We start from the raw sequence: 20,036 nt of genomic DNA on the forward strand, positions 1-20,036 counted from the left end.
CCCATCGCCGGCAATCGAGCGTCGACCGGCCGTTCCTACAGGGTCCGCGGTGGTCTTGATTGACGAGGAGGGCGCAACCGATCAGCGATAACGCTTGGCGATCAATTGGTCGATGGAGAACACGCCCGGTCCCTTGGCCATCAGCAGCAACAGGATCGCCATCCAGGTGCCGTGGGTCGGGTAGGCGTCCGGGTAGACGAACAGCTGGATGGTCAGGGTCATGCCGAACAGCGCCAGGGCCGAGAAGCGCGTGGCGAGCCCGAGCAGGATCAGCACCGGGAAAAAGTGTTCGGCGAACGCGGAAACGTGCGCCGCGATTTCCGGCGACAGCAGCGGCACCTTGTACTCGCTGGCGAACAACGGGATGGTGGAGTCCGCCAGGCGCGGCAGACCGATATCGAAGGTGCCGGAGATCAGGTCCACGGCAAAGCCTTCGACCTTGGTCTGGCCGGATCTCCAGAACACCGCGGCGATGGAGAAGCGTGCGACAAAGGCGATCAGGCTGTAGGGAATCGCTTCGAAGAGTCCAATAAAACGTCCGATCAGGCGGGCGAGGGGACTCCGGGGTTCGCTGTGAATGTTCATGGGCGGGTCGCCTCCTGGGGGTGTAGTTGGATGATGGCGCCATGGCGAATCAGCAAGGCCAGCGCCCGGCTGGGGTCGAAATCCGGGTTGGCGTCGTGGGCATGTGCCAGGGCAAGCCCGAGCGGACAGTCGCTTTGCAAACGGTGGATAAACGTCAGGGTGCCGATGTCGAGCCGGAACAGTTCCACCTGCCAGTCATGGCGCAATACCAAGGCGTACTCGGCCTGTAGCGGATTCACCTGTTCCAGGTCGCCGCCGTCCTGATGACCTTCCCATAGCGAGATAACCGCATAGGCTGAATTCAATGTCGCAAGGCTGGGGTGCAGGCGCACCTGCAGGTCATTGAGCGCCTGTGGGTCGGCAAGGTGAACGGCGATCTGTTCCGGGCTCAAGGGCTGGGCGTCGGCGGCGTGGTAGGCGCGCACGCGCAGTCGCTCCAGGCGGGCGACATCGGCCAGGTAAGGCAGGCCGGCGGCCGGTTCAAAGCCCTGGACAAAATCACCGAAGTCTTGGCCGTAGTGGTTGAGGACCGGGCTGGTCGGCGGGAAGTGCCGCAGATAGACCGCCGCCATGGCGCGGAAGAACTCGTCGCCCACCAGTTGCCTGACCACCGGGTAGCTGTCCGCCAGGGCGTTGATCAGCGAGCTCTGGACATTGTTGCGGTACACCGCGAAACGGCTGGCCGGGTCGGCACCGTTGGCGCTGCACAAGCCGGGCGGGCAGGACAGTGAGGTGTCGAGCAAGGCGGCGCTGAAGCTGGCTTGATCGCTCATGGTCGCTCTCCGGCCTGCAGCAGCAACTGCTGGGCCTGCTCGGCTTCGGCCAGCAGGACGGCGAAGGCGGGTATTTGATTGTCGCGTTCGATCAGGGTGGCAACCGGGCCGATTTTTGCCAGGACCTGGCGATACAACGCCCAGACTGCCTGATCGACCGGCGCGCCGTGATCGTCGATCAGCAGGCGGTCACCGAGGTTGTCGGCATCTTCGGCAAAGCCGGCCAGATGGATCTCTCCCACGGCGTGCAGCGGCAGCGCCTCGATGTAGGCCAGCGCATCGCGCCGGTGATTGATGCAGGAGACATGGACGTTGTTCACGTCCAGCAGCAGTCCGCAACCGGTGCGGCGGATGATTTCGCCGATGAAGTCCGCTTCGTCCAGGGTGGAACGCTGGAACTGCAGGTAGGTCGCTGGGTTCTCCAGCAGCATCGGGCGTTTCAAGGTGCTTTGTACTTGATCGACATGTTCGCAGACCCGCTGCAGCGTGGCGTTGTCGTAGGCCAGGGGCAGCAAGTCGTTGAGAAACACCGGGCCGTGGCTGGACCAGGCCAGGTGTTCGGAAAAGGCTTGGGGCTGATAGCGCTCGATCAGTGTCGCGAGGCGCTTGAGGTGTTCGTGGTCCAGGGGGCCTTCGGCGCCGATGGACAGGCCGACCCCGTGCAGCGACAGCGGGTACTGTTCGCGGATCAGGCCCAGGTAATGATGAAACGGCCCGCCGGCCACCATGTAGTTTTCGGCGTGGACCTCGAAGAAACCGAGGTCCGGACGCGTCTCAAGGATGACCTGAAAGTGTTCGGTCTTGAGCCCCAGCCCCGCGCGGGGCGGGAGCCCGGGTCCGAGGGCCTGAGCGCGGTGAAGGGCAGCGGGTTGCGGTGACATGGGCATCTTCGGCGCTCAGGCTGGCAGGGGAGGGACGCTTTTGATCAGGCCTTGGGGGTGAAGGCTTCCAGTTGGCCTTTACCGGTGGGCGAGGTCTTGCTTTCAAGCGTCGTGCAAGTGCCTTTTGGCACGGATTTCCAGGAGTTGGCCTGGAAGTCCTTGGTCGAAGTACCGGCGCACGTGGTGCCGGCACCGGCGGCGCAGTCGTTCTTGCCTTTCATGGCGACGCCGAAGCATTTCTCCACGTCGCCGGCGGCGTGGGCGGTTGTCGGCAGTGCCGCCATGCTCAGGGCGGAGCCGAGGGCCAGGGCCAGGGTGGCGGCGGACAGGGTACGGGTAGTGGTGGTGCTCATGGTCGATCTCCAGTGTTGTTCAGGTAAAGAAGTTGTCAGGGGTGGGTTGCATTGCGTTCCTGCCTTACTTGAGTGGCATCGACAGGATTCGTTACAGCCTGGAAGCAAAAGATTAAGGGTTTTTTAAAAAGAAAAAGCCCCGACAGGTCGGGGCTTCTCTTTGGGCCGCTGGAGGGATTAACCGCCCAGGTACGCCTCACGCACTTTCGGGTCGGTCAGCAGGTCGTTGCCGCTGCCTTCCATTACCACCCGGCCGTTTTCCAGCACGTAGGCACGGTCGGCGATTTTCAGCGCCTGGTTGGCGTTCTGCTCCACCAGGAACACCGTCACCCCGTCCTTGCGCAGCTGTTCGATGATATCGAAGATCTGCTGGATGATGATCGGTGCCAGGCCCAGGGACGGTTCGTCCAGCAACAGCAGCTTCGGCTTGCTCATCAGCGCCCGGCCGATGGCGAGCATCTGCTGTTCACCGCCGGACATGGTGCCGCCGCGCTGGGTGAAGCGTTCCTTGAGGCGTGGGAACAGGCCCAGGACCTTGTCCATCTGCTCCTGGTAATCGCCCTTGTCGGTGAAGAAGCCGCCCATGGAGAGGTTCTCTTCTACGGTCAGGCGAGAGAACACCCGACGGCCTTCCGGCACCACCGCGATGCTTTTGCGCATGATCTGCGAAGATTCCTGCCCCACCAGCTCTTCGCCCATGTAGCGGATGCTGCCGCTGTGGGCCCGCGGAGAACCGCACAGGGTCATCAACAGGGTCGATTTACCCGCGCCGTTGGCGCCGATCAGGGTGACGATTTCACCCTGGCGAACCTCCACGTTGACGCTGTGCAGGGCCTGGATCTTGCCGTAGAAGGTGGAAACGTTTTCGAATTGCAGCATTTACGCTTCCCCCAGGTAGGCTTTGATCACTTCGGGATTGTCGCGGATCTGTTGTGGCGTGCCGTTGGCCAACGGGGTGCCCTGGTTGATCACGACGATATGGTCGGAAATGCTCATGACCAGTTTCATGTCGTGCTCGATCAGCAGCACGGTGACGTTGTGTTCCTCGCGCAGCACACTGATCAACGCCTTGAGGTCGTCGGTTTCCCGAGGGTTCAGACCGGCCGCCGGTTCGTCGAGCATGAGGATCCGCGGGCGGGTCATCATGCAGCGGGCGATTTCCAGGCGACGTTGCTGACCATAGGCCAGGGTGCCGGCCGGGCGGTTGGCGAACTCGGTCAGGTGGACCTTGTCCAGCCAGTACTTGGCGTACTCCATGGCCTCGCGTTCGCTCTTGCGGAACGACGGGGTCTTGAACAGCCCGGACAGGAAGTTGGTGTTCAGGTGACGATGCTGGGCGATCAGCAGGTTTTCCACCGCGGTCATGTCCTTGAACAGACGCACGTTCTGGAAGGTCCGCACTACACCCTTGCCGGCAATCTCATGGCCGGCAAGGCCCTCGATCGGCTGGCCGTCGAGCAGGATGCTACCGGCGCTCGGCTTGTAGAAGCCGGTCAGGCAGTTGAACACCGTGGTCTTGCCGGCGCCGTTCGGGCCGATCAGCGCCACCACTTGTTTTTCCTGGACGGTCAGGGCCACGCCATTGACCGCCAGCAGGCCACCGAAGCGCATGCTCAGGTCGGTTACTTTCAGGATCTCACGGCTCATTTATGCAGCTCCAGGTGAGGACGTTGCATAGGCAGCAGACCTTGTGGACGCCAGATCATCATCAGCACCATCAAGGCGCCGAACATCAACATGCGGTATTCGCTGAAGTCACGCATCAGCTCCGGCAGCAGGATCATCACCGTGGCGGCGAGCACGACGCCCAACTGCGAGCCCATGCCACCCAGCACGACGATGGCGAGGATGGTCGCCGACTCGATGAAGGTGAACGACTCCGGGGTCACCAGGCCTTGGCGGGCGGCGAAGAAGCTGCCGGCAAAACCGGCGAAGCAAGCACCCAGGGTGAAGGCCGACAGTTTGATCACGGTCGGGTTCAGGCCCAGGGCCCGGCAGGCGATTTCGTCTTCGCGCAGCGCTTCCCAGGCACGGCCAATCGGCATGCGCAGCAGGCGGTTGATCACGAACAGCGCGAACAATGCCAGCAACAGCGCCACCAGGTACAGGAACACCACCTTGCTCACCGGGTTGTACGTCAGCCCGAAGAACTCGTGGAAGGTCTGCAGGCCCTCGGTGGCGGTACGTTCGAACGTCAGCCCGAAGAAGGTCGGCTTGGGAATGTTGCTGATGCCGTTGGGGCCGCCGGTAAGGCCGGTGAGGTTACGCAGGAACAGCCGGATGATTTCACCGAAGCCCAGGGTCACGATGGCCAGGTAGTCACCGCGCAAGCGCAAGACCGGGAAGCCCAGCAGGAAGCCGAAGGTGGCCGACATCAGGCCGGCGATCGGCAGGCAGATCCAGAAGCTCAGACCGTAGTAGTGCGACAGCAACGCGTAGGTGTAGGCACCGACCGCGTAGAAGCCGACATAACCCAGGTCGAGCAGGCCGGCCAGGCCGACCACGATGTTCAGGCCCAGGCCCAGCAGCACGTAGATCAGGATCAGGGTGGCGATGTCGACCGCGCCGCGGGAGCCGAAGAACGGCCAGATCAGTGCGCTCACGATCAGCCCGATGATGATCCAGCGCTGGGTACGCGGCAGGGTCAGGAACTGGCCGACCTTGGGCGAGACCAGCGGTCCACGGGACGATTTGAACAGCGCACTGAACTGCTCGCTGAACAGCACGCGCAGGAACATCAGCACCGAGCACAGGGCAATCACGCCCAAGGTCAGGGGACTGCTGCCCTCCACCACGAGGCTGATCCCGGCGATGCTCAGTTTGAGTCCGAGCACCGGGAAGGCCACGGCCCAGACCAGCAAGGCGCTGAACAGCGCCGATTTGAGATATCTGTTCATACTTTCTCAACCTCCGGACGGCCCAGGATGCCGGTCGGACGGAACAACAGCACCAGAACCAAAAGACCGAATGCCACCACGTCCTTGTACTGGTCGCCGAAGATATCGGCGCCAAAGGCTTCGGCCACCCCCAGCACCAGCCCGCCGAGCATGGCGCCCGGAATACTGCCGATGCCACCCAGGACGGCCGCGGTAAAGGCTTTCAGGCCCACCAGGAAGCCGGCGTTGGGGTTGATCACGCCGTATTGCATGCTCAGCAGCACGGCCGCGACCGCCGCGAGGGCGGCGCCGATGACGAAGGTCAGGGCGATGATGTTGTTGGTGTTGATCCCCAACAGGTTGGCCATCTTGATGTCTTCGGCACAGGCACGGCAGGCGCGGCCCAGGCGTGAACGGGAGATGAACTGTGTCAGTCCGGTCATGGCCACCAGGGTGACAACGAAGACCAGGATCTGCATGTAGGAAATCAGCACTTCCTCTGCGCCGCCTGGACCGAAGGAGAAACTCCCCGGGATCAGGTTGGGGATGGACTTGTCCTTGGAATCCTGGGACAGCAGCACGGTGTTCTGCAGGAAAATCGACATGCCGATGGCGGAAATCAACGGGATCAGGCGGTTGCTGCCCCGCAGGGGGCGGTAGGCAACACGCTCGATACTGTAGCCATAGGCACTGGTCACGACGATCGTCGCGATAAACGCGGCGGTCATCAACAGCGGCAGTGAGTGGATACCCAGCATGGCCAGCCCGGCAAGGACGATGAAGGCCACGTAGGAACCAATCATGTATACCTCGCCATGGGCGAAGTTGATCATTCCAATAATGCCGTAAACCATTGTGTAGCCAATGGCTATCAAGGCATAGGTGCTGCCAATGGTCAGACCATTAACCAGCTGTTGGAAGAAGTGATAGATCTCAGGCATTACAGCGCTCCTAAAAACCCGATACGCATTTCACTGGTGGAGTCATGTTCCGGCCCGGTGCCGTGGTCTGTTGCCACGTCGGCATGAGCCTTTGCCAGCGAACCGCTGGTGACGGTTTTAAGATTTTCAGGTGAGCCAGCTCCCGGATCGCGGGTGTCAGGCCCATAAACCTCGTAAAACAAAGCCCACTGCTTGCACAGTGGGCTTCTTGACCTGTCAGGCCTGACTTACTGAGGGGAAACTTCGGTTTTCGGTTTGCCGAAGTGCCACTGGTAGACCACGAACTTGAAGTTCTTCAGGTCGCCCTTCGCGTCGAAGGAAAGGTCGCCGGTCGGAGTCTTGAAGGTACCGGCGTGGATGGCGGCGGCCACCTTGGCGGTGTCTTCGCTCTTCGCGGCCTTGATGCCTTCGGCGATGATTTCCACGGCCGAGTAGGCCGGGAACACGAACGGACCGGTCGGGTCCAGTTTCTTGGCGGTGAAGGCATCTACCAGGGCCTTGTTGGCCGGATCCTGGTCGAAGGATTTCGGCAGGGTCACCAGCAGGCCTTCGGAAGCGTCCTGGGCGATCTGCGAGATGGAGTCGTTGCCGACGCCTTCCGGACCCATGAACTTGGCGTTCAGGCCTTTTTCCTTGGACTGACGCAGGATCAGGCCCAGTTCCGGGTGGTAGCCGCCGTAGTAGACGAAGTCGACGTTGGCTTGCTTGAGTTTCTGGATGATCGAGGAGAAGTCCTTGTCGCCGGCGTTCAGGCCTTCGAAGACGGCAACCTTGACGCCTTTGCCTTCGAGGGTTTTCTTCACGGCGGTGGCGATGCCTTCACCGTATTGCTGTTTGTCGTGCAGAACAGCAACGATTTTCGGTTTGACGTGGTCGGCGATGTAGTTACCGGCGGCAGGGCCCTGGGCGCTGTCCAGGCCGATGGTGCGGAAGACCATCTTGTAGCCGCGAGCGGTGATATCCGGGCTGGTGGCGGCCGGAGTGATCATGATCACGCCTTCGTCTTCGTAGATATCCGAAGCCGGTTGGGTGGAGCTGGAGCAGAGGTGACCGACCACGAACTTGACGCCGTCGTTGACCACTTTGTTGGCTACGGCCACGGCCTGTTTAGGGTCGCAGGCATCGTCGTATTCCTTGGCTTCGAGCATCTTGCCGTCGACGCCGCCCTTGGCGTTGATCTGCTCGATGGCCATGTGCGCACCGTTGAACTGCATGTCGCCGTACTGGGTCACAGGACCGGTTTTCGGGCCGGCGATGCCGATCTTGATGGTGTCAGCAGCGAAAGAATGGCTGGCAATACCGGCCAGAACCATAGCGGCGAACAGTTTGGAAATCTGCTTAGTCATTAGTGCTCCACTCTTGCTGTTGTAATTTTTAGAGTCCTACGGCCGGAGCTGTGGGACCGGGTCAGATTGACGCCGATACCCCGGTTCTTGCCCCGGCAACTGTACCGATACAGTTTAGTGTGCGCCCTTATCGATTGGATAGCGGGCAGCCGGAGGCAAAATCGAGATACGTCGCCTGGGCGAAAGAAAGATACAGAATAGCGGCAGATTGTCATGCAGATTTTTGTCTGGATGTTGCTAGCTTTCAGCTGCAATCCCTGGCGCCTTCCATCCCCTCGCTCACCCCTTGCGTTTCATCTGGGTGTTTCCAACCGAGCCTCGACGTTATCATTGCGCCGATTTTTTCTCAGGTGGACCCCCATGATTCAAGAACCTAGCACCCTCTATGCCAAGCTGCTTGGTGAAACTGCATCTATTCGCTGGGAAGAGCTGCAACCGTTCTTTGCCCGGGGTGCCCTATTGTGGGTCGAACCGGCACTGGATCTGATCGCCGCCGCCGAGGCCGTGGCCGAGAATCAGGCCGGGAAAGTCGCCGCTTGGCTGGCGAGCGGGGAGCTTGCCAAGGTGTCTGAGTCGCGGGCGCTGGATCTTTTCGAGCGCGATCCGACGCTGTGGGCGGTGGTGGTTTCGCCCTGGGTGATGATCCAGGAAAGGGCAACAAAATAATTCAGCGCACCGTAATCGTGCATAAGCCTTATGCGTTTATGGCCTGGGGGTGTGTAGGTCCGTAACTGCGTTGCGCAGTAATGGCAGTTTGCCCGTGGAGAAACTCCACAGTCATCCGCTCACCCCGGACTTTCTTGAATACGACGCTGTACTGTAGGAGCCGGCTTGCTGGCGATTGCGATGTGATATTCACCACCGCTATCGCCAGCAATCCGGGTCCCACAGGATCGTACTCAGTACTCGGTCTTGCCCGTGTGGCTGTTCAGCGAAATGACCCTGGTCTTGCCGATGCGGTGACGGTAGATCTCGCGCAGGTACTTGATGGCCTTCTTCACGCAGTCGCGGGACAGGCGGATATCGTTGATCGAGACGAACTTGTCCTTGTCGTTGATCAGCTCGCGGTACTTCTTCTCGTACATCGGCTTGATCGCGTACCAGTTGGTGTCGAGGATTTTCGCCGGGTTCTCGAATTCGTTGAGCAACTCGTCGATGCTCTGCTCGTCGAACTCATCGCGGGTGATGAATTCCAGCATCGAGTTGTCCAGCGTATCGTCGAAACGGTACGGATTGCGGGCGAAGCAACGCTTGATGAAGGCCACGATCAGCGTCAGGAAGTCGTCCGACAGGCACGGGCTCTTGGCGATCAGGGTGGTCAGCGAGAGGTTCGCCGAAGCGCCGATCACCAGCGCGTAACGCTTGAGCGTGGTGTTGGGGAACAGGCTGTTGAGGTGGGTCTTGAGCCGGTTCAGGTCCATGTAGGACAGTTTGTAGTCCTTGGGCAGGGACACGATCGAGACCACCGACGAGCAGTTCTTGAAGAAATGCAGGTCGTGCAGCGCCGCCGCATCGTAGCCCGAGGCCTTGTACTGCTCCAGGGCCGCGCGATAGCGCTTGGACTCGATGGGCAGCAGGCTGATGCCTTCGATCGCCTGGGTCACCTTGTTGAAGTGCGGCAGGTCGATGGAGCGGAAGAACAGGTCGTCGATGTTCAGTCGCTGGGGCTCTTTCTCGAACACTTTGAATTTGTCGCCGCTGGGCGTCGGCTGTTCCGGTACCACGGATTCGGCGTAGGCGATGGCCACCGGGCCGGCCAGACTCATGAACAGGTCGTTGGCATCCAGGCGAATGGTTTCGCCGATGTCGATGCCGGCACGGCGGAAATAGTTCTGGTCGTAGTCGGTGGTCACCGCCTGGGCGGTCAGGATGTTGAAGATCTGCTGGGAGATGTACTGGTTGGCGTGCTTCTCCATGGCATTGACATCAATGTTCTGGATATTGCCGTCATCGTTTTCTTCGGCATAACGCATGATGTCGTTGGAGATCAGCATCATGGCGTTCCAGGGGCGAATGCGGCCCATGACACTGGCTTCGCTGCTGTCGTCGTTGTCGAAGTTGTACGAGAAGTCCCATTCTTCGGACAGGTACTTGCAGAGCAGGCGACCGGCGTTGATGTGCAGCGCTTCGGACATTTCGCTGCGATGGTCGGAAATGTTCGGCAGTACGCAGATACCGCTGGTGAAGATCGGTTCGAACACGAAGGAGTGGCCGCTCTTGCTGTCGTGCTCGTCGGCCGGCTTGGTGTCGAAGGTCTTGTTCATGTAGGAGTATTGCTGGGCCAGGCCGAACTCCGAGGCCATGCCCGAACCGGTACCGCCGCCGGCGCTGAAGATCGAGAAGTACAGGCGCGACTGGTTGGCCTTGATGCCGCAGGAGTCGATCAGGTACGAGTGGATCATCTTCCAGTCGGGGCTGGAAAAGCGCTGGGTGTCCTTGTTCAGGATGATCTTGGCCAGGTACTGGCCGAGGATCGGTGCGTTACCCGCGCCGCCGGCATGGACTTCCGACAGGTCCATGATCTTCATCTTGCTGTAGTCGCGGATAAAGCCGCTTTTTTCGCCCTTGCGCGAGAAACGGATGCGCCCGGCAATGTCCTTGTCCAGGTCGCCGAGCATCACCAGCGGTTCCACCAGGAACACCGGCTTGGTGGATTTGTTCTGCACCAGTCGCAGGTTGTTACGGATCCATTGCGCGGGACGATAGCCTTTGTCGCTGGCCTTGTCTTCGTTGTTGAATTCGTTGAGGTAGAACTTGCGGGCGTTGTAGACCAGTTCCGCGACGTCCAGGGCAATGTTCGAGCCGCAGCGGCCCAGGCCGATCAGGCAGACCGACGGGAATTCCTGGTCGCGGCGCTGCTCGTTTTCAGCTTCGGCATGGAGCGCGCGGGGGAACACCATGTCGCGCAGGCCGTCGAGGTTGTCGAGGATGCGGTCGGTGTTGGTTTCGGTGAAGTAGAGATATTGCTGGGTCGCCAGTGGACGGGGGGTGGAATAGGCCTTGTAGGTTTTTTCCGCGACCGTGGGCAACATCAGATCGGATACTGCGTTGGCTGGAATATTTTTAGAGGTCATTGTGCGCCATTTGCCTGGTCGGGTTCGGCGGTCGAAAGGATATCAACGCGCCATCACGGAGTGAGAAATCGCGACTGTAGCGCGCGATATTGGCCTGAGCGATAGGGTTTATCCCTAGGCTCCCCTAAGGGTGATCCTTGAATGTATACCGCTGGATCGGCCAAAAATTGACGTTCTTTAATTGGCGGGGAACTTTTTATGAATTTTGTACTACCCGCGGATTGAACGTGCCGGGAGGCGAGTGTAGACGCTGATTGAGCCGGTGCAGCGACTGCATTCCGATGAAGTGGGGCTGAAGACGCGTGCGTCGGGCCGCAAGAGGGGGATGGCACAGTGATGCCAATGATTTGGCAATAATCTAAATAGCAATGGGTACTAAAAAATCGACCTGTTCCTGCTCCAGCGGTGGCAGCCCGAAAGCCGCGCGCGCCTTGTCACAGTGATCGTTGTGCACGCCGTCGACCCATGAGGCCTCGAACTCCCGGCAGGTACTGGAACGTTGGTGGTAGATCGAGCAACTGGTCTGCTGGCCGACTTCACCCTCCAGGGCGGTGCAGCGAACGGGGCGGCGTTCGGTGCCGAGCATGGCGACGTGGTTGGGGCTGACCTGGGTGACCAGTTCGTCGGGTACCAGCCCGCCGGCCGAGGCGCATTCTCCCCAATAGAAAGACACGCGGAAATGAGCGCAGCAGGCACCACAATTCAGGCACGGATTAGCGTCGGGCATGGAAGGTCACGGAGCAAGTGGGGGAGGGGATCGGCGGCTATTCTAGGCTTCGGCCCGGGCTTTGGAAGGGGGTGGCACGGTATTTTTTTGCAGGGCCTGCGTCGGTGCCGCGGCGATGGGGTGACAGGGCAGGGTGCGCAGGGCATTGCCGGGTATCAGCGCCACGAATGGTGGCAGACAGTCCCGGTCCTGCTCACTAGATTGAGGGTTCCGGGCTTAACGCGTCTGGCGGGCCAGCCCCTATAACAATAAAGAGACGGACCCCATGCAGAACTCGACCCAAGCGGCGAATGCCTGGCGCATTCTGTTCCTGTTGTTCCTCGCCAACCTCTTCAACTTCTACGACCGTACCCTGCCGGCGATCATCATCGAGCCGATCCGCATGGAGTGGCACCTGAGCGACTTCCAGATCGGCATCATCGGCACCGCGTTCACGATTGTCTATGCCATTGCCGGCCTGCCCCTGGGGCGGATGGCCGACAATGGCTCGCGGCGCAAGCTGATGGGCTGGGGCCTGGCGGCCTGGAGTGGACTGACGGCGGCGAATGGTCTGGTGGGCAGTTTCGCGACCTTCCTGCTGGTGCGCATGGGCGTGGGGATCGGTGAGGCCAGCTATGCGCCGGCGGCCAACTCGCTGATCGGCGACCTGTTCCCGGCGCACCGTCGGGCGCGGGCCATGGGGATCTTCATGCTGGGCTTGCCGTTGGGGCTGGTGCTGGCGTTCTTCACCACCGGCGCGATGGTCAAGGCCTTCGACAGCTGGCGCGCGCCGTTCTTTATCGCCGCAGTGCCGGGGCTGCTGCTGGCGGTATTCATGTTCTTCATCAAGGAACCGAAACGCGGTGCGGCGGAAACGGTGAAGGTGTCCCAGGAGAAGGTCGACCGTCCCGTGCGGCGCCTGATGGCGATTCCGACGTTTCTCTGGCTGGTGCTGGCGGGGCTGACTTTCAACTTCGCCACCTACGCCTGCAACTCGTTTCTGGTGCCGATGTTGCAGCGCTATTTCCTGATGCCTTTGCAGGAAGCGGCGGTGGCGACCGGTTTGATTGTCGGGGTCACCGGGTTGATCGGCTTGACGCTGGGCGGTTGGGTCGCGGACAAGCTTCATCAGCGCATTGCCAATGGTCGGCTGTTGTTCGCGGCGGTGAGCCTGGTGATCTCGACGCTGACCACGGCCTGGGCGTTGCACGCCGGGCGGATCGAGATCGCTGTGTTCGTGGTGGTGTTCAGTGTCGGCTGGCTGTTTGCCTACAACTTCTATACCTGCGTCTATACGGCAATTCAGGACGTGGTCGAGCCACGGCTGCGGGCGACGGCCATGGCCGTCTACTTTGCCGGTTTGTATCTATTGGGCGGTGGCCTGGGGCCGGTGGTGGTGGGGCTGCTCTCCGATCATTTCGCCCATGCAGCGATGCTGGCGGCGGGAGCCGAGCAGATGAGCGAGGCGTTCAAGGCGGTCGGGCTGCATGATGCGATGTACCTGATTCCCGGAGCCCTGTTGTTGACGCTGGTGTTTCTGTTCCAGGCGGCGCGGTGTTTCAGCAAGGATGCACGGCGCATGCGCGAGGGGATGGCGGCGGATGAGCCGGGGGTGGCACCGGTTACCGCTTGACACTGAACCCTGTAGGAGCTGGCTTGCCAGCGATGAGGCCATCATGGGCGATGCAAGCCTCGAGGTCCCTATCGCCGGCAAGCCAGCTCCTACAGGGTGGTGTGTCAGCCGGCTACCAGCACCCGAATCGCTTCCAGGCGCAGCGCGGCTTTCTCCAGCATCGCCAGGCCTTGCTCACGCTGTTGGCGCAGGGCCATCAGTTCGCTGTCGCGCACGCTCGGGTTGACCGCCTGCAACGCGGTCAGGCGCGCCAGCTCTTCCTCGGTATCGGCGGCCAGGCGACGTTGCGCCTCGGCCACGCGCTCGGCGTGACGCGGCGCGATCTTGGCTTCGCCCGCATTGATCTTCGGCGTCAGGCTGTCGCGCTGGGCCTGGATGAACTTGTTGGCGCTGGCCTTTGGCACGCTTTCCAGCTGGTCGTTCAGGGTTTCGAAGGACACCCGTGCCGACAGGTCGTTGCCATTGGCATCCAGCAGGCAGCGCAGTGCCGCCGGTGGCAGGTAGCGACCCAGTTGCAGCGAGCGCGGTGCGACTACTTCGCTGACATAGAGCAGCTCCAGCAACACGGTGCCGGGCTTGAGCGCCTTGTTCTTGATCAGCGCCACGGCGGTGTTGCCCATCGAACCGGACAGCACCAGGTCCATGCCGCCCTGCACCATCGGGTGTTCCCAGGTGATGAACTGCATGTCTTCGCGCGATAGCGCCTGGTTGCGGTCGTAGGTGATGGTCACGCCTTCGTCGTCGCCCAGCGGGAAGCTGGCGTCGAGCATCTTCTCGCTCGGCTTGAGGATCAGGGCGTTTTCCGAATGGTCCTCGCTGTCGATGCCGAAGGCGTCGAACAGGGTTTCCATATAGATAGGCAGGGCGAACTGGTCGTCCTGTTCATGGATCGCCTCGACCAGCGCGTCACCTTCGCCGGCGCCACCGGAGTTGAGTTCCAGCAGGCGGTCGCGGCCGGTGTGCAGCTCGTCTTCCAGGCGCTCGCGCTCGGCGCGGGCTTCGTCGATCAGGGCTTGCCACTGGCTGTCGTCGGCATTTTCCAGCAGCGGCAGCAGACGCGGGCCGAACTGGTGCTGCAAGGCGTTGCCGGTCGGGCAGGTGTTGAGGAAGGCGTTCAGCGCTTCGTGATACCACTGGAACAGGCGCTCTTGCGGGCTGGTTTCCAGGTAGGGCGCGTGCAGTTCGATCACGTGTTTCTGGCCGATCCGGTCCAGACGACCGATCCGCTGCTCCAGCAGGTCCGGATGGGACGGCAGGTCGAACAGCACCAGGTGGTGGGCGAACTGGAAGTTGCGACCCTCACTGCCGATTTCCGAGCAGATCAGCACCTGGGCGCCGAACTCTTCGTCGGCGAAGTAGGCGGCGGCGCGGTCGCGTTCGAGGATGTTCATGCCTTCGTGGAAGACCGTGGCCGGAATGCCGGAGCGCACGCGCAGGGCGTCCTCCAGATCCATGGCGGTTTCGGCGTGGGCGCAGATCACCAGGACCTTGGTGCGCTTGAGCATTTTCAACTGGTCGATCAGCCACTCGACGCGCGGGTCGAAGCGCCACCAGCGGGTTTCGTCGTCAATGTCCGGCTGGGCCTGGAAGCTGACTTCCGGGTACAGCTCGGCGTGCTCACCCAGCGGCAGTTCGAGGTATTCGTCCGGGCAGGGCAGCGGGTAGGCGTGCAGCTTGCGCTCCGGGAAACCCTGCACGGCGGCGCGGGTGTTGCGGAACAGCACGCGGCCGGTGCCGTGGCGGTCCAGCAGCTCGCGCACCAGGCGGGCGCTGGCCTCGCTGTCGCCGTCATTGATGGCGGTCAGCAGGGCCTCGCCTTCGTCGCCGAGGAAACCCTGGATGGTTTTATGCGCGGCAGGCGACAGGCGGCCTTTGTCCAGCAGCTCCTGCACGGCTTCGGCCACCGGGCGATAGTTCTCGCTCTCGGCGCGGAAGGCCTTCAGGTCGTGGAAGCGGTTCGGGTCGAGCAGGCGCAGGCGGGCGAAGTGGCTGTCCTGGCCCAGTTGTTCCGGGGTCGCGGTCAGCAGCAGGACGCCGGGAATGGTCTCGGCCAGTTGTTCGACCAGGGCGTATTCCGGGCTGACCTGGTCTTCATGCCAGACCAGGTGGTGGGCTTCGTCGACCACCATCAGGTCCCAGCCGGCGGCGAACAGCGCATCCTGGGCCTTCTCGTCGTCCACCAGCCACTCCAGGGCCACCAGGGCCAGCTGGGTGTCTTCGAACGGGTTGCTGGCATCGCTTTCGATAAAGCGTTCGGCGTCGAACAGCGCGACCTGCAGGTTGAAGCGCCGGCGCATTTCCACCAGCCACTGGTGCTGCAGGTTCTCCGGCACCAGGATCAGGATGCGGTTGGCGCGGCCCGAGAGCAGTTGGCGATGGATCACCAGGCCGGCTTCGATGGTCTTGCCCAGGCCCACTTCGTCGGCCAGCAGGACCCGTGGGGCGATCCGGTCGGCGACTTCCCGGGCGATGTGCAGTTGGTGGGCGATCGGTTGCGCGCGCACGCCACCCAGGCCCCAGAGCGAGGACTGCAACTGGCGGCTGGTGTGTTCCAGGGTGTGGTAGCGCAGCGAGAACCAGGGCAGCGGGTCGATCTGCCCGGCGAACAGGCGGTCGCTGGCCAGGCGGAACTGGATGAAGTTCGACAGCTGGGTTTCCGGCAGCGTGACGGTTTCGTTCTGCCCGTTGAGGCCATGGTAGACCAGCAGTCCGTCGACATCGTCGACTTCGCGCACGGTCATTTTCCAGCCTTCGAAGTGGGTGATGGTGTCGCCCGGCGAGAACCGCACGCGGGTCAGGGGCGCATTCCGTAGCGCATACTGGCGGGTGTCGCCAGTGGCCGGGTAGAGCACGGTCAACAAGCGGCCGTCCTGTGCCAGAACGGTGCCTAAACCCAACTCCGCTTCGCTGTCACTGATCCAGCGTTGCCCCGGTTGATACTGCTGCGCCATGCTGCCTGACTCCCGCCTTGAAAAAGCCGACTATCTTAACGGAATCGATGCTTTCAGGCCAAAAGAAGCTCACAAATACCGTGCTTTTAGCCAGCATCCCGGCCCTGTAGAGGCGAGACCTGGGGAAAAGGGTAGCTCATCGGGATGTCGGGCACCTTTGTGTGTCTATCCGGTCACACTTTGAGTCTGCCGCGCTCAAGTCGCCGGGCGCGCCGCCGACAGCCTGATGACAGGAGAAAACCACCATGCTGCCACCGATACTGCCCCTGAGTGTCGTACCGGTTACATCCCAGACGGATCCGATTCGACAGCGACCGGATATCCCGCCCGTGGTGCCGGTCCAGGAAAGCTCCAATGAAAGTACCATCGACCTGCAAAAACGTAACCCGGAAGAGTCCGGCCGGCTGCTGCGCGAGGAGCAGCGGCGCAAGCAGGAACAGCAGCAACGTCGGCGCGAGGCCGATGACGACCCGGAGCTGCACCTGGCCGTTCCGGGCCATGAGTTGAATGCCGACAACACCGTGCCCGTGGTGGCGCTGATGGAAGATCAGCCGCGTCAGGGGCTGCTGGTGGACGTCGAAGTCTGATGACCCTCGTTGGCCAGCGCCCGCAGGGCGTTGAGCAGGGTGTCGATTTCCTCCTCGGTATTGAGATAGCTGACAGCGATCCTCGCAATGGCCGGCAGGTCCCGGGCCTGCATGTCCAGTGGCGTATAAGCCGTGCCATTGGCCCCCAGGTTGATGCCACTTTCGGCCAGCCGTTGTTTCAGTGCAAAAGCGTCCCAACCTTCCAGTGTGAACGCGATCAGCCCGGATTGTTGCCCGGGTAGGCCCAGGTCGCGCAGTTCAAGGCCGTTGATCTGCCCAAGCGCCTGACGCAGTGTCTGGCTCAACCGCTGGATGCGTCGATGAATGCGCTCGATGCCCAGCTCTGCGGCTTCTTTCAACGCATTCGCCAGCCCGGCCAGCAGCGCCAGGGAGACTTCGCTGGTTTCGAAGCGTCGGGCATCGGCCCGCGGGGTGAAGGCGTGGCCGTCCCAGGGCGCCGAGAGCACATCCAGCTGGGCTGGCCTGAGTTGCGCCATGAAGCCCGGGCGTACATACAGCAGCGCGGTGCCCCGAGGTCCGCGCAGGAACTTGCGCGCGGCGCCCTTGAGCACATCGCAACCCAAGGCTTGGACATCGCAGGGCATCTGCCCCAAGGCCTGTCCGGCATCGATGAAGTAGGCGATACCATGACGCCGTGCCACTGCGCCGATGGCCTGGGCCGGGTTGATCAGGCCGCCGTTGGCCGGTAGCCAGGTCAGGGCGATCAGCCGAACGCGGGAGTCGATCATCCGCTCCAGGGCGGGCACCGACACCGCGCCGTTCTCGTCACAGGGAATCACCTCGAGCCGGGCTCCGGACTGGACGGCCTGGGTCATGCAGGCCAGGTTGCCGCCCCATTCATGCCGTCCCACCAGGATCCGGTCGCCGGGTTGCCAGCTGCCCAGGGCATTGAATGCCATGCCCCAGGCTGCCGAACCGCTGCTGGTGAAGGCGATGGCGGCGCTGTCGGTGCCCAGCAGTCGTGCCGCCCACTGGCGAGCCTCTTCCTGCAGTCTGGCGCCTTCGACACCGGCCTCCATCGGGCCCAGGGTCGCTTCGCGCAGCAGCTGGGTGGTGATGGCGTCCAGCGTGGCCTGGCTGGGCAGGGAGGCGCCGGCGTGATTGAAATGGATCACCCGGGCGCAGCCGGGGGTGGCGGCACGCAGGTGGACGATCTCGTCAGCCAGTGTGTCGCTCATGGGCGCAGCTCGAAAATCGCGTCGATCTCCACCGCAACACCGCTGGGCAGGCTGGCGACACCGATGGCGGTACGCGCATGGCGACCCTTGTCGCCGAGGGCATTGACCAGCAGGTTGGACGCACCGTTGGCCACCGCCCCCTGGCGCTGGAAGTCGGGGCTGCTGGCGACAAAGACCCCCAGCCGGACGATCCGCACCAGGCGTGACAGATCGTCGTCAAGGGCGTGGCCCAGTTGTGCCAGCAGGCCGAGCGCGGCGAGTTCCGCCGCCTGCGCGCCTTCTGCTTCGTCCAGGGTGTCGCCCAGGCGACCGATAAAGGCCGGTTTGCCGTCCTGCAGGGGAATCTGCCCGGAAATGAACAGCTGATGTTGGCTGATGACGTAGTTCACGTAGTTGGCGATCGGCTGGCCAGGCTGCGGCAGGCTCAGGCCCAGTTGGGCCACTCGGTCGGACAGGGAATGATTCATGGGCAAACCTCCGGGGAAAGAGGCTTGAGCATGCGGGGCCGCCGATGGGGCGACAAACGGATAGATTCAATCCGACGTATCCAGATAACTCATGTGTCAGCTGAGTTGCATTGCTCCACCAACCACTCACGGAAACATTCGGCGGCGGGGCTCAGCGCCGCGTTGGGCTTGACCAGCCAGTAGCCGATCTCGCTTTCATAGGCCGGTTGGTCGAAGGCATTCACCAGTACGCCCTCCTTGAGGCGTCGCTCGATCAGGCGCTGGCGGCCCATGGCGATGCCTTGTCCGGCGATGGCTGCTTCGACCACGATGTTGTAGTCGTGGAGCATGACGCAGGGGTAGCGCTGGACGTCGAGGTGATGATGGCGGGACCAATCGATCCATTCGAACGGTTGCGGTGCCTGTGACATGAGCAACGGACCCTGCTCGACACCGGCGGCCTTGAAGGCTGGGCTGCACACCGGAAAGAGCCGTTCGCCCATCAGGCGCACGGCGTTGACATGGGGCCAGCCGCCTTTGCCATAGCGGATCGCCAGGTCCACCTCGGCGCCGGCCACATCGGCCAGTTGGACCGAAGGTTTCAGCTCGACCCGGATCTGCGGGTAACGACGGGTGAAACCGGCCAGGCGCGGTGCCAGCCAGAGGGTGGCGAAGGAGGCGAGCAAACCGATACGCAGTACCTGGTTTTGCCGGGGCTGGTTGAACCGTTGCGTCGCCTGGGCGATCTGTTCCAGTGCCGGGCGGATTTGCAGGTAGTACTGGCCGCCTTCTTCTGTGAGATCAATGGCGCGAGTGCGTCGGACAAATAGTCGCTGGCCCAGATGCTGTTCGAGTTTCTGTACCTGATGACTGATAGCGCTTTGACTGACGCACAGCTCATCGGCGGCCTTGATAAAGCTCAGATGGCGGGCCACGGCCTCGAAGGCGCGCAGGGCCATCAACGGCGGGAGATCCTGGTGCAGTGCCACTTCAGTTCTCCTTTGCATTCAATCGGGGTCAGGGATTGTGCTGGGAAATCGCGGGACTGCCCAGGCCTTGTTGAGCGGGAGGTCTGGATAACCGCCACACTTGCCCGCATTATTAAGCGGTAGCGTGTGTCGAAGGCTGCCCAGGGTGGTGCTTCGATGGAACTCGACTGATAGCGACGTAGTGTGACCATGAGCCAAGACGACAAGTTGATCGACCTTAATGCCGAACGGGCCAAGCGCGTCCATGATCTCAACGAAAAACGCTTGAACGAAGTTCGCCAGGCGTTCGAACAGGCCATGCCGTTGGGCAAGGGCAAGAAGAAACCGAAGAACAAACCGAAAAAGCGCTGATACCCCCGCTGATTCTTGATATGGATCAGTTATTCCCTTTCTCCCGCGCCCAGCCCTGGACGGCATTGACCCTGGTCAATTTCCCACTGTGCCCGCTGGGCTAACTTAGCTCCATCGCAACAGGGCAAGTGCAGGAGGCCAGTCATGTTCTTCGATAACGTGGTGATCGCCGGAGTGCTGACGGTTGGCCTCATGGTGATGTTCTTCGCCGGTTTTGGAATTTTTATCTGGAAAGACTCACATAAACGGAAGAAACCGTAGAGCTTCCAGGGAACGAGCACGCAAGGCATTTTGGGCGACTTCGGTCGCCCTTTTTTTGCTTTTTTTGTAGGAGCAGCCGGTCGA

General features: G+C 61.9%; 21 protein-coding genes. 5 read left to right on the forward strand and 16 right to left on the reverse strand.

Going from position 1 to position 20,036, the window contains the following annotated elements:
- Positions 1–81 precede the first annotated feature (81 nt).
- The 10 genes from UCMB321_RS07060 to UCMB321_RS07100 form a co-directional block, all read right to left on the reverse strand.
- Positions 82–585, reverse strand: coding sequence for a DoxX family protein (locus UCMB321_RS07060; RefSeq protein ID WP_040064888.1), 504 nt, complete (start codon positions 583–585; stop codon positions 82–84).
- Positions 582–1,358 (reverse strand): HvfC/BufC N-terminal domain-containing protein, encoded by a 777-nt coding sequence (locus UCMB321_RS07065; protein WP_040064889.1) that lies wholly within the window; start codon positions 1,356–1,358, stop codon positions 582–584. The genes UCMB321_RS07060 and UCMB321_RS07065 overlap by 4 nt, the downstream gene beginning before the upstream one ends.
- Positions 1,355–2,245 carry an MNIO family bufferin maturase gene (gene bufB, locus UCMB321_RS07070; RefSeq protein WP_425338535.1) on the reverse strand — a complete coding sequence of 297 codons (891 nt, stop codon included), beginning with the start codon at positions 2,243–2,245 and terminating at the stop codon, positions 1,355–1,357. Before bufB ends, UCMB321_RS07065 begins: the two co-directional genes overlap by 4 nt.
- 38 nt (positions 2,246–2,283) lie before the next feature.
- Positions 2,284–2,592, reverse strand: a complete 309-nt coding sequence (locus UCMB321_RS07075) for a BufA1 family periplasmic bufferin-type metallophore (protein WP_040064890.1) — start codon at positions 2,590–2,592, stop codon at positions 2,284–2,286.
- Positions 2,593–2,769: 177 nt separating this feature from the next.
- Complete coding sequence (locus tag UCMB321_RS07080) at positions 2,770–3,471, reverse strand: ABC transporter ATP-binding protein (protein ID WP_040064891.1); 702 nt, start codon at positions 3,469–3,471, stop codon at positions 2,770–2,772.
- Complete coding sequence (gene livG / locus UCMB321_RS07085; RefSeq protein WP_040064892.1) at positions 3,472–4,239, reverse strand: high-affinity branched-chain amino acid ABC transporter ATP-binding protein LivG; 768 nt, start codon at positions 4,237–4,239, stop codon at positions 3,472–3,474.
- Complete coding sequence (locus UCMB321_RS07090; RefSeq protein ID WP_040064893.1) at positions 4,236–5,489, reverse strand: high-affinity branched-chain amino acid ABC transporter permease LivM; 1,254 nt, start codon at positions 5,487–5,489, stop codon at positions 4,236–4,238. Before UCMB321_RS07090 ends, livG begins: the two co-directional genes overlap by 4 nt.
- Positions 5,486–6,409, reverse strand: coding sequence for a high-affinity branched-chain amino acid ABC transporter permease LivH (gene livH / locus UCMB321_RS07095; protein ID WP_040064894.1), 924 nt, complete (start codon positions 6,407–6,409; stop codon positions 5,486–5,488). Before livH ends, UCMB321_RS07090 begins: the two co-directional genes overlap by 4 nt.
- A complete protein-coding gene (locus tag UCMB321_RS30605) occupies positions 6,409–6,591 on the reverse strand; it encodes a hypothetical protein (RefSeq protein WP_157015861.1) in 183 nt (60 codons plus the stop codon). The genes livH and UCMB321_RS30605 overlap by 1 nt, the downstream gene beginning before the upstream one ends.
- A gap of 45 nt (positions 6,592–6,636) precedes the next feature.
- Positions 6,637–7,755 (reverse strand): branched-chain amino acid ABC transporter substrate-binding protein, encoded by a 1,119-nt coding sequence (locus UCMB321_RS07100; RefSeq protein ID WP_040064895.1) that lies wholly within the window; start codon positions 7,753–7,755, stop codon positions 6,637–6,639.
- A 360-nt stretch (positions 7,756–8,115) separates the two neighbouring features.
- Here UCMB321_RS07100 and UCMB321_RS07105 point away from each other — a divergent pair, with 360 nt between their 5' ends.
- Complete coding sequence (locus UCMB321_RS07105) at positions 8,116–8,421, forward strand: DUF2288 domain-containing protein (protein WP_040064896.1); 306 nt, start codon at positions 8,116–8,118, stop codon at positions 8,419–8,421.
- A 233-nt stretch (positions 8,422–8,654) separates the two neighbouring features.
- Here UCMB321_RS07105 and UCMB321_RS07110 read toward each other — a convergent pair whose 3' ends face one another.
- On the reverse strand, positions 8,655–10,829 hold the full coding sequence (locus UCMB321_RS07110) for a hypothetical protein (protein WP_040064897.1): 2,175 nt from the start codon (positions 10,827–10,829) through the stop codon (positions 8,655–8,657).
- 358 nt (positions 10,830–11,187) lie between these two features.
- The gene (locus UCMB321_RS07115; RefSeq protein WP_040064898.1) at positions 11,188–11,556 is read right to left on the reverse strand and encodes a YkgJ family cysteine cluster protein; all 369 of its coding nucleotides are present in this window, start codon (positions 11,554–11,556) and stop codon (positions 11,188–11,190) included.
- A 265-nt stretch (positions 11,557–11,821) separates the two neighbouring features.
- Between UCMB321_RS07115 and UCMB321_RS07120 the strand changes: the two genes are divergently transcribed.
- The gene (locus UCMB321_RS07120) at positions 11,822–13,168 is read left to right on the forward strand and encodes a spinster family MFS transporter (protein WP_040064899.1); all 1,347 of its coding nucleotides are present in this window, start codon (positions 11,822–11,824) and stop codon (positions 13,166–13,168) included.
- A gap of 104 nt (positions 13,169–13,272) precedes the next feature.
- On the opposite strand, the gene rapA is transcribed toward UCMB321_RS07120, so the two are convergent.
- Entirely contained in the window at positions 13,273–16,119 is a 2,847-nt protein-coding gene (gene rapA / locus UCMB321_RS07125; protein WP_040064900.1) for an RNA polymerase-associated protein RapA, read from the reverse strand.
- A 245-nt stretch (positions 16,120–16,364) separates the two neighbouring features.
- Between rapA and UCMB321_RS07130 the strand changes: the two genes are divergently transcribed.
- On the forward strand, positions 16,365–16,706 hold the full coding sequence (locus UCMB321_RS07130; RefSeq protein ID WP_040064901.1) for a hypothetical protein: 342 nt from the start codon (positions 16,365–16,367) through the stop codon (positions 16,704–16,706).
- Here the strand turns inward: UCMB321_RS07130 and UCMB321_RS07135 are convergent.
- The 3 genes from UCMB321_RS07135 to UCMB321_RS07145 form a co-directional block, all read right to left on the reverse strand.
- Positions 16,676–17,905: an aminotransferase class V-fold PLP-dependent enzyme gene (locus tag UCMB321_RS07135; RefSeq protein WP_040064902.1), complete on the reverse strand. Its 1,230-nt coding sequence runs from the start codon at positions 17,903–17,905 to the stop codon at positions 16,676–16,678. The two genes, UCMB321_RS07130 and UCMB321_RS07135, sit on opposite strands and share 31 nt — an antisense overlap.
- The gene (locus tag UCMB321_RS07140) at positions 17,902–18,372 is read right to left on the reverse strand and encodes a RidA family protein (RefSeq protein WP_040064903.1); all 471 of its coding nucleotides are present in this window, start codon (positions 18,370–18,372) and stop codon (positions 17,902–17,904) included. Before UCMB321_RS07140 ends, UCMB321_RS07135 begins: the two co-directional genes overlap by 4 nt.
- 89 nt (positions 18,373–18,461) lie before the next feature.
- Positions 18,462–19,340: a LysR substrate-binding domain-containing protein gene (locus UCMB321_RS07145; protein WP_040064904.1), complete on the reverse strand. Its 879-nt coding sequence runs from the start codon at positions 19,338–19,340 to the stop codon at positions 18,462–18,464.
- A 189-nt stretch (positions 19,341–19,529) separates the two neighbouring features.
- Here UCMB321_RS07145 and UCMB321_RS31025 point away from each other — a divergent pair, with 189 nt between their 5' ends.
- Both UCMB321_RS31025 and ccoM read left to right on the forward strand, forming a co-directional pair.
- Entirely contained in the window at positions 19,530–19,691 is a 162-nt protein-coding gene (locus UCMB321_RS31025; RefSeq protein ID WP_017906116.1) for a hypothetical protein, read from the forward strand.
- Positions 19,692–19,835: 144 nt separating this feature from the next.
- Positions 19,836–19,952 carry a cytochrome c oxidase subunit CcoM gene (gene ccoM, locus UCMB321_RS31585; protein ID WP_040064905.1) on the forward strand — a complete coding sequence of 39 codons (117 nt, stop codon included), beginning with the start codon at positions 19,836–19,838 and terminating at the stop codon, positions 19,950–19,952.
- Positions 19,953–20,036: the final 84 nt, after the last annotated feature.

The sequence above is a fragment of the Pseudomonas batumici genome (assembly GCF_000820515.1).
Lineage (GTDB): Bacteria > Pseudomonadota > Gammaproteobacteria > Pseudomonadales > Pseudomonadaceae > Aquipseudomonas > Aquipseudomonas batumici.

What these genes read in the sequence shown, in the direction of transcription:
- UCMB321_RS07060 (WP_040064888.1), bottom strand. Translation starts at nt 585, where the DNA reads ATGAACATTCACAGCGAACCCCGGAGTCCCCTCGCCCGCCTGATCGGA.
- UCMB321_RS07065 (WP_040064889.1), bottom strand. Translation starts at nt 1,358, where the DNA reads ATGAGCGATCAAGCCAGCTTCAGCGCCGCCTTGCTCGACACCTCACTG.
- bufB (WP_425338535.1), bottom strand. Translation starts at nt 2,245, where the DNA reads ATGCCCATGTCACCGCAACCCGCTGCCCTTCACCGCGCTCAGGCCCTC.
- UCMB321_RS07075 (WP_040064890.1), bottom strand. Translation starts at nt 2,592, where the DNA reads ATGAGCACCACCACTACCCGTACCCTGTCCGCCGCCACCCTGGCCCTG.
- UCMB321_RS07080 (WP_040064891.1), bottom strand. Translation starts at nt 3,471, where the DNA reads ATGCTGCAATTCGAAAACGTTTCCACCTTCTACGGCAAGATCCAGGCC.
- livG (WP_040064892.1), bottom strand. Translation starts at nt 4,239, where the DNA reads ATGAGCCGTGAGATCCTGAAAGTAACCGACCTGAGCATGCGCTTCGGT.
- UCMB321_RS07090 (WP_040064893.1), bottom strand. Translation starts at nt 5,489, where the DNA reads ATGAACAGATATCTCAAATCGGCGCTGTTCAGCGCCTTGCTGGTCTGG.
- livH (WP_040064894.1), bottom strand. Translation starts at nt 6,409, where the DNA reads ATGCCTGAGATCTATCACTTCTTCCAACAGCTGGTTAATGGTCTGACC.
- UCMB321_RS07100 (WP_040064895.1), bottom strand. Translation starts at nt 7,755, where the DNA reads ATGACTAAGCAGATTTCCAAACTGTTCGCCGCTATGGTTCTGGCCGGT.
- UCMB321_RS07105 (WP_040064896.1), top strand. Translation starts at nt 8,116, where the DNA reads ATGATTCAAGAACCTAGCACCCTCTATGCCAAGCTGCTTGGTGAAACT.
- UCMB321_RS07110 (WP_040064897.1), bottom strand. Translation starts at nt 10,829, where the DNA reads ATGACCTCTAAAAATATTCCAGCCAACGCAGTATCCGATCTGATGTTG.
- UCMB321_RS07115 (WP_040064898.1), bottom strand. Translation starts at nt 11,556, where the DNA reads ATGCCCGACGCTAATCCGTGCCTGAATTGTGGTGCCTGCTGCGCTCAT.
- UCMB321_RS07120 (WP_040064899.1), top strand. Translation starts at nt 11,822, where the DNA reads ATGCAGAACTCGACCCAAGCGGCGAATGCCTGGCGCATTCTGTTCCTG.
- rapA (WP_040064900.1), bottom strand. Translation starts at nt 16,119, where the DNA reads ATGGCGCAGCAGTATCAACCGGGGCAACGCTGGATCAGTGACAGCGAA.
- UCMB321_RS07130 (WP_040064901.1), top strand. Translation starts at nt 16,365, where the DNA reads ATGCTGCCACCGATACTGCCCCTGAGTGTCGTACCGGTTACATCCCAG.
- UCMB321_RS07135 (WP_040064902.1), bottom strand. Translation starts at nt 17,905, where the DNA reads ATGAGCGACACACTGGCTGACGAGATCGTCCACCTGCGTGCCGCCACC.
- UCMB321_RS07140 (WP_040064903.1), bottom strand. Translation starts at nt 18,372, where the DNA reads ATGAATCATTCCCTGTCCGACCGAGTGGCCCAACTGGGCCTGAGCCTG.
- UCMB321_RS31025 (WP_017906116.1), top strand. Translation starts at nt 19,530, where the DNA reads ATGAGCCAAGACGACAAGTTGATCGACCTTAATGCCGAACGGGCCAAG.
- ccoM (WP_040064905.1), top strand. Translation starts at nt 19,836, where the DNA reads ATGTTCTTCGATAACGTGGTGATCGCCGGAGTGCTGACGGTTGGCCTC.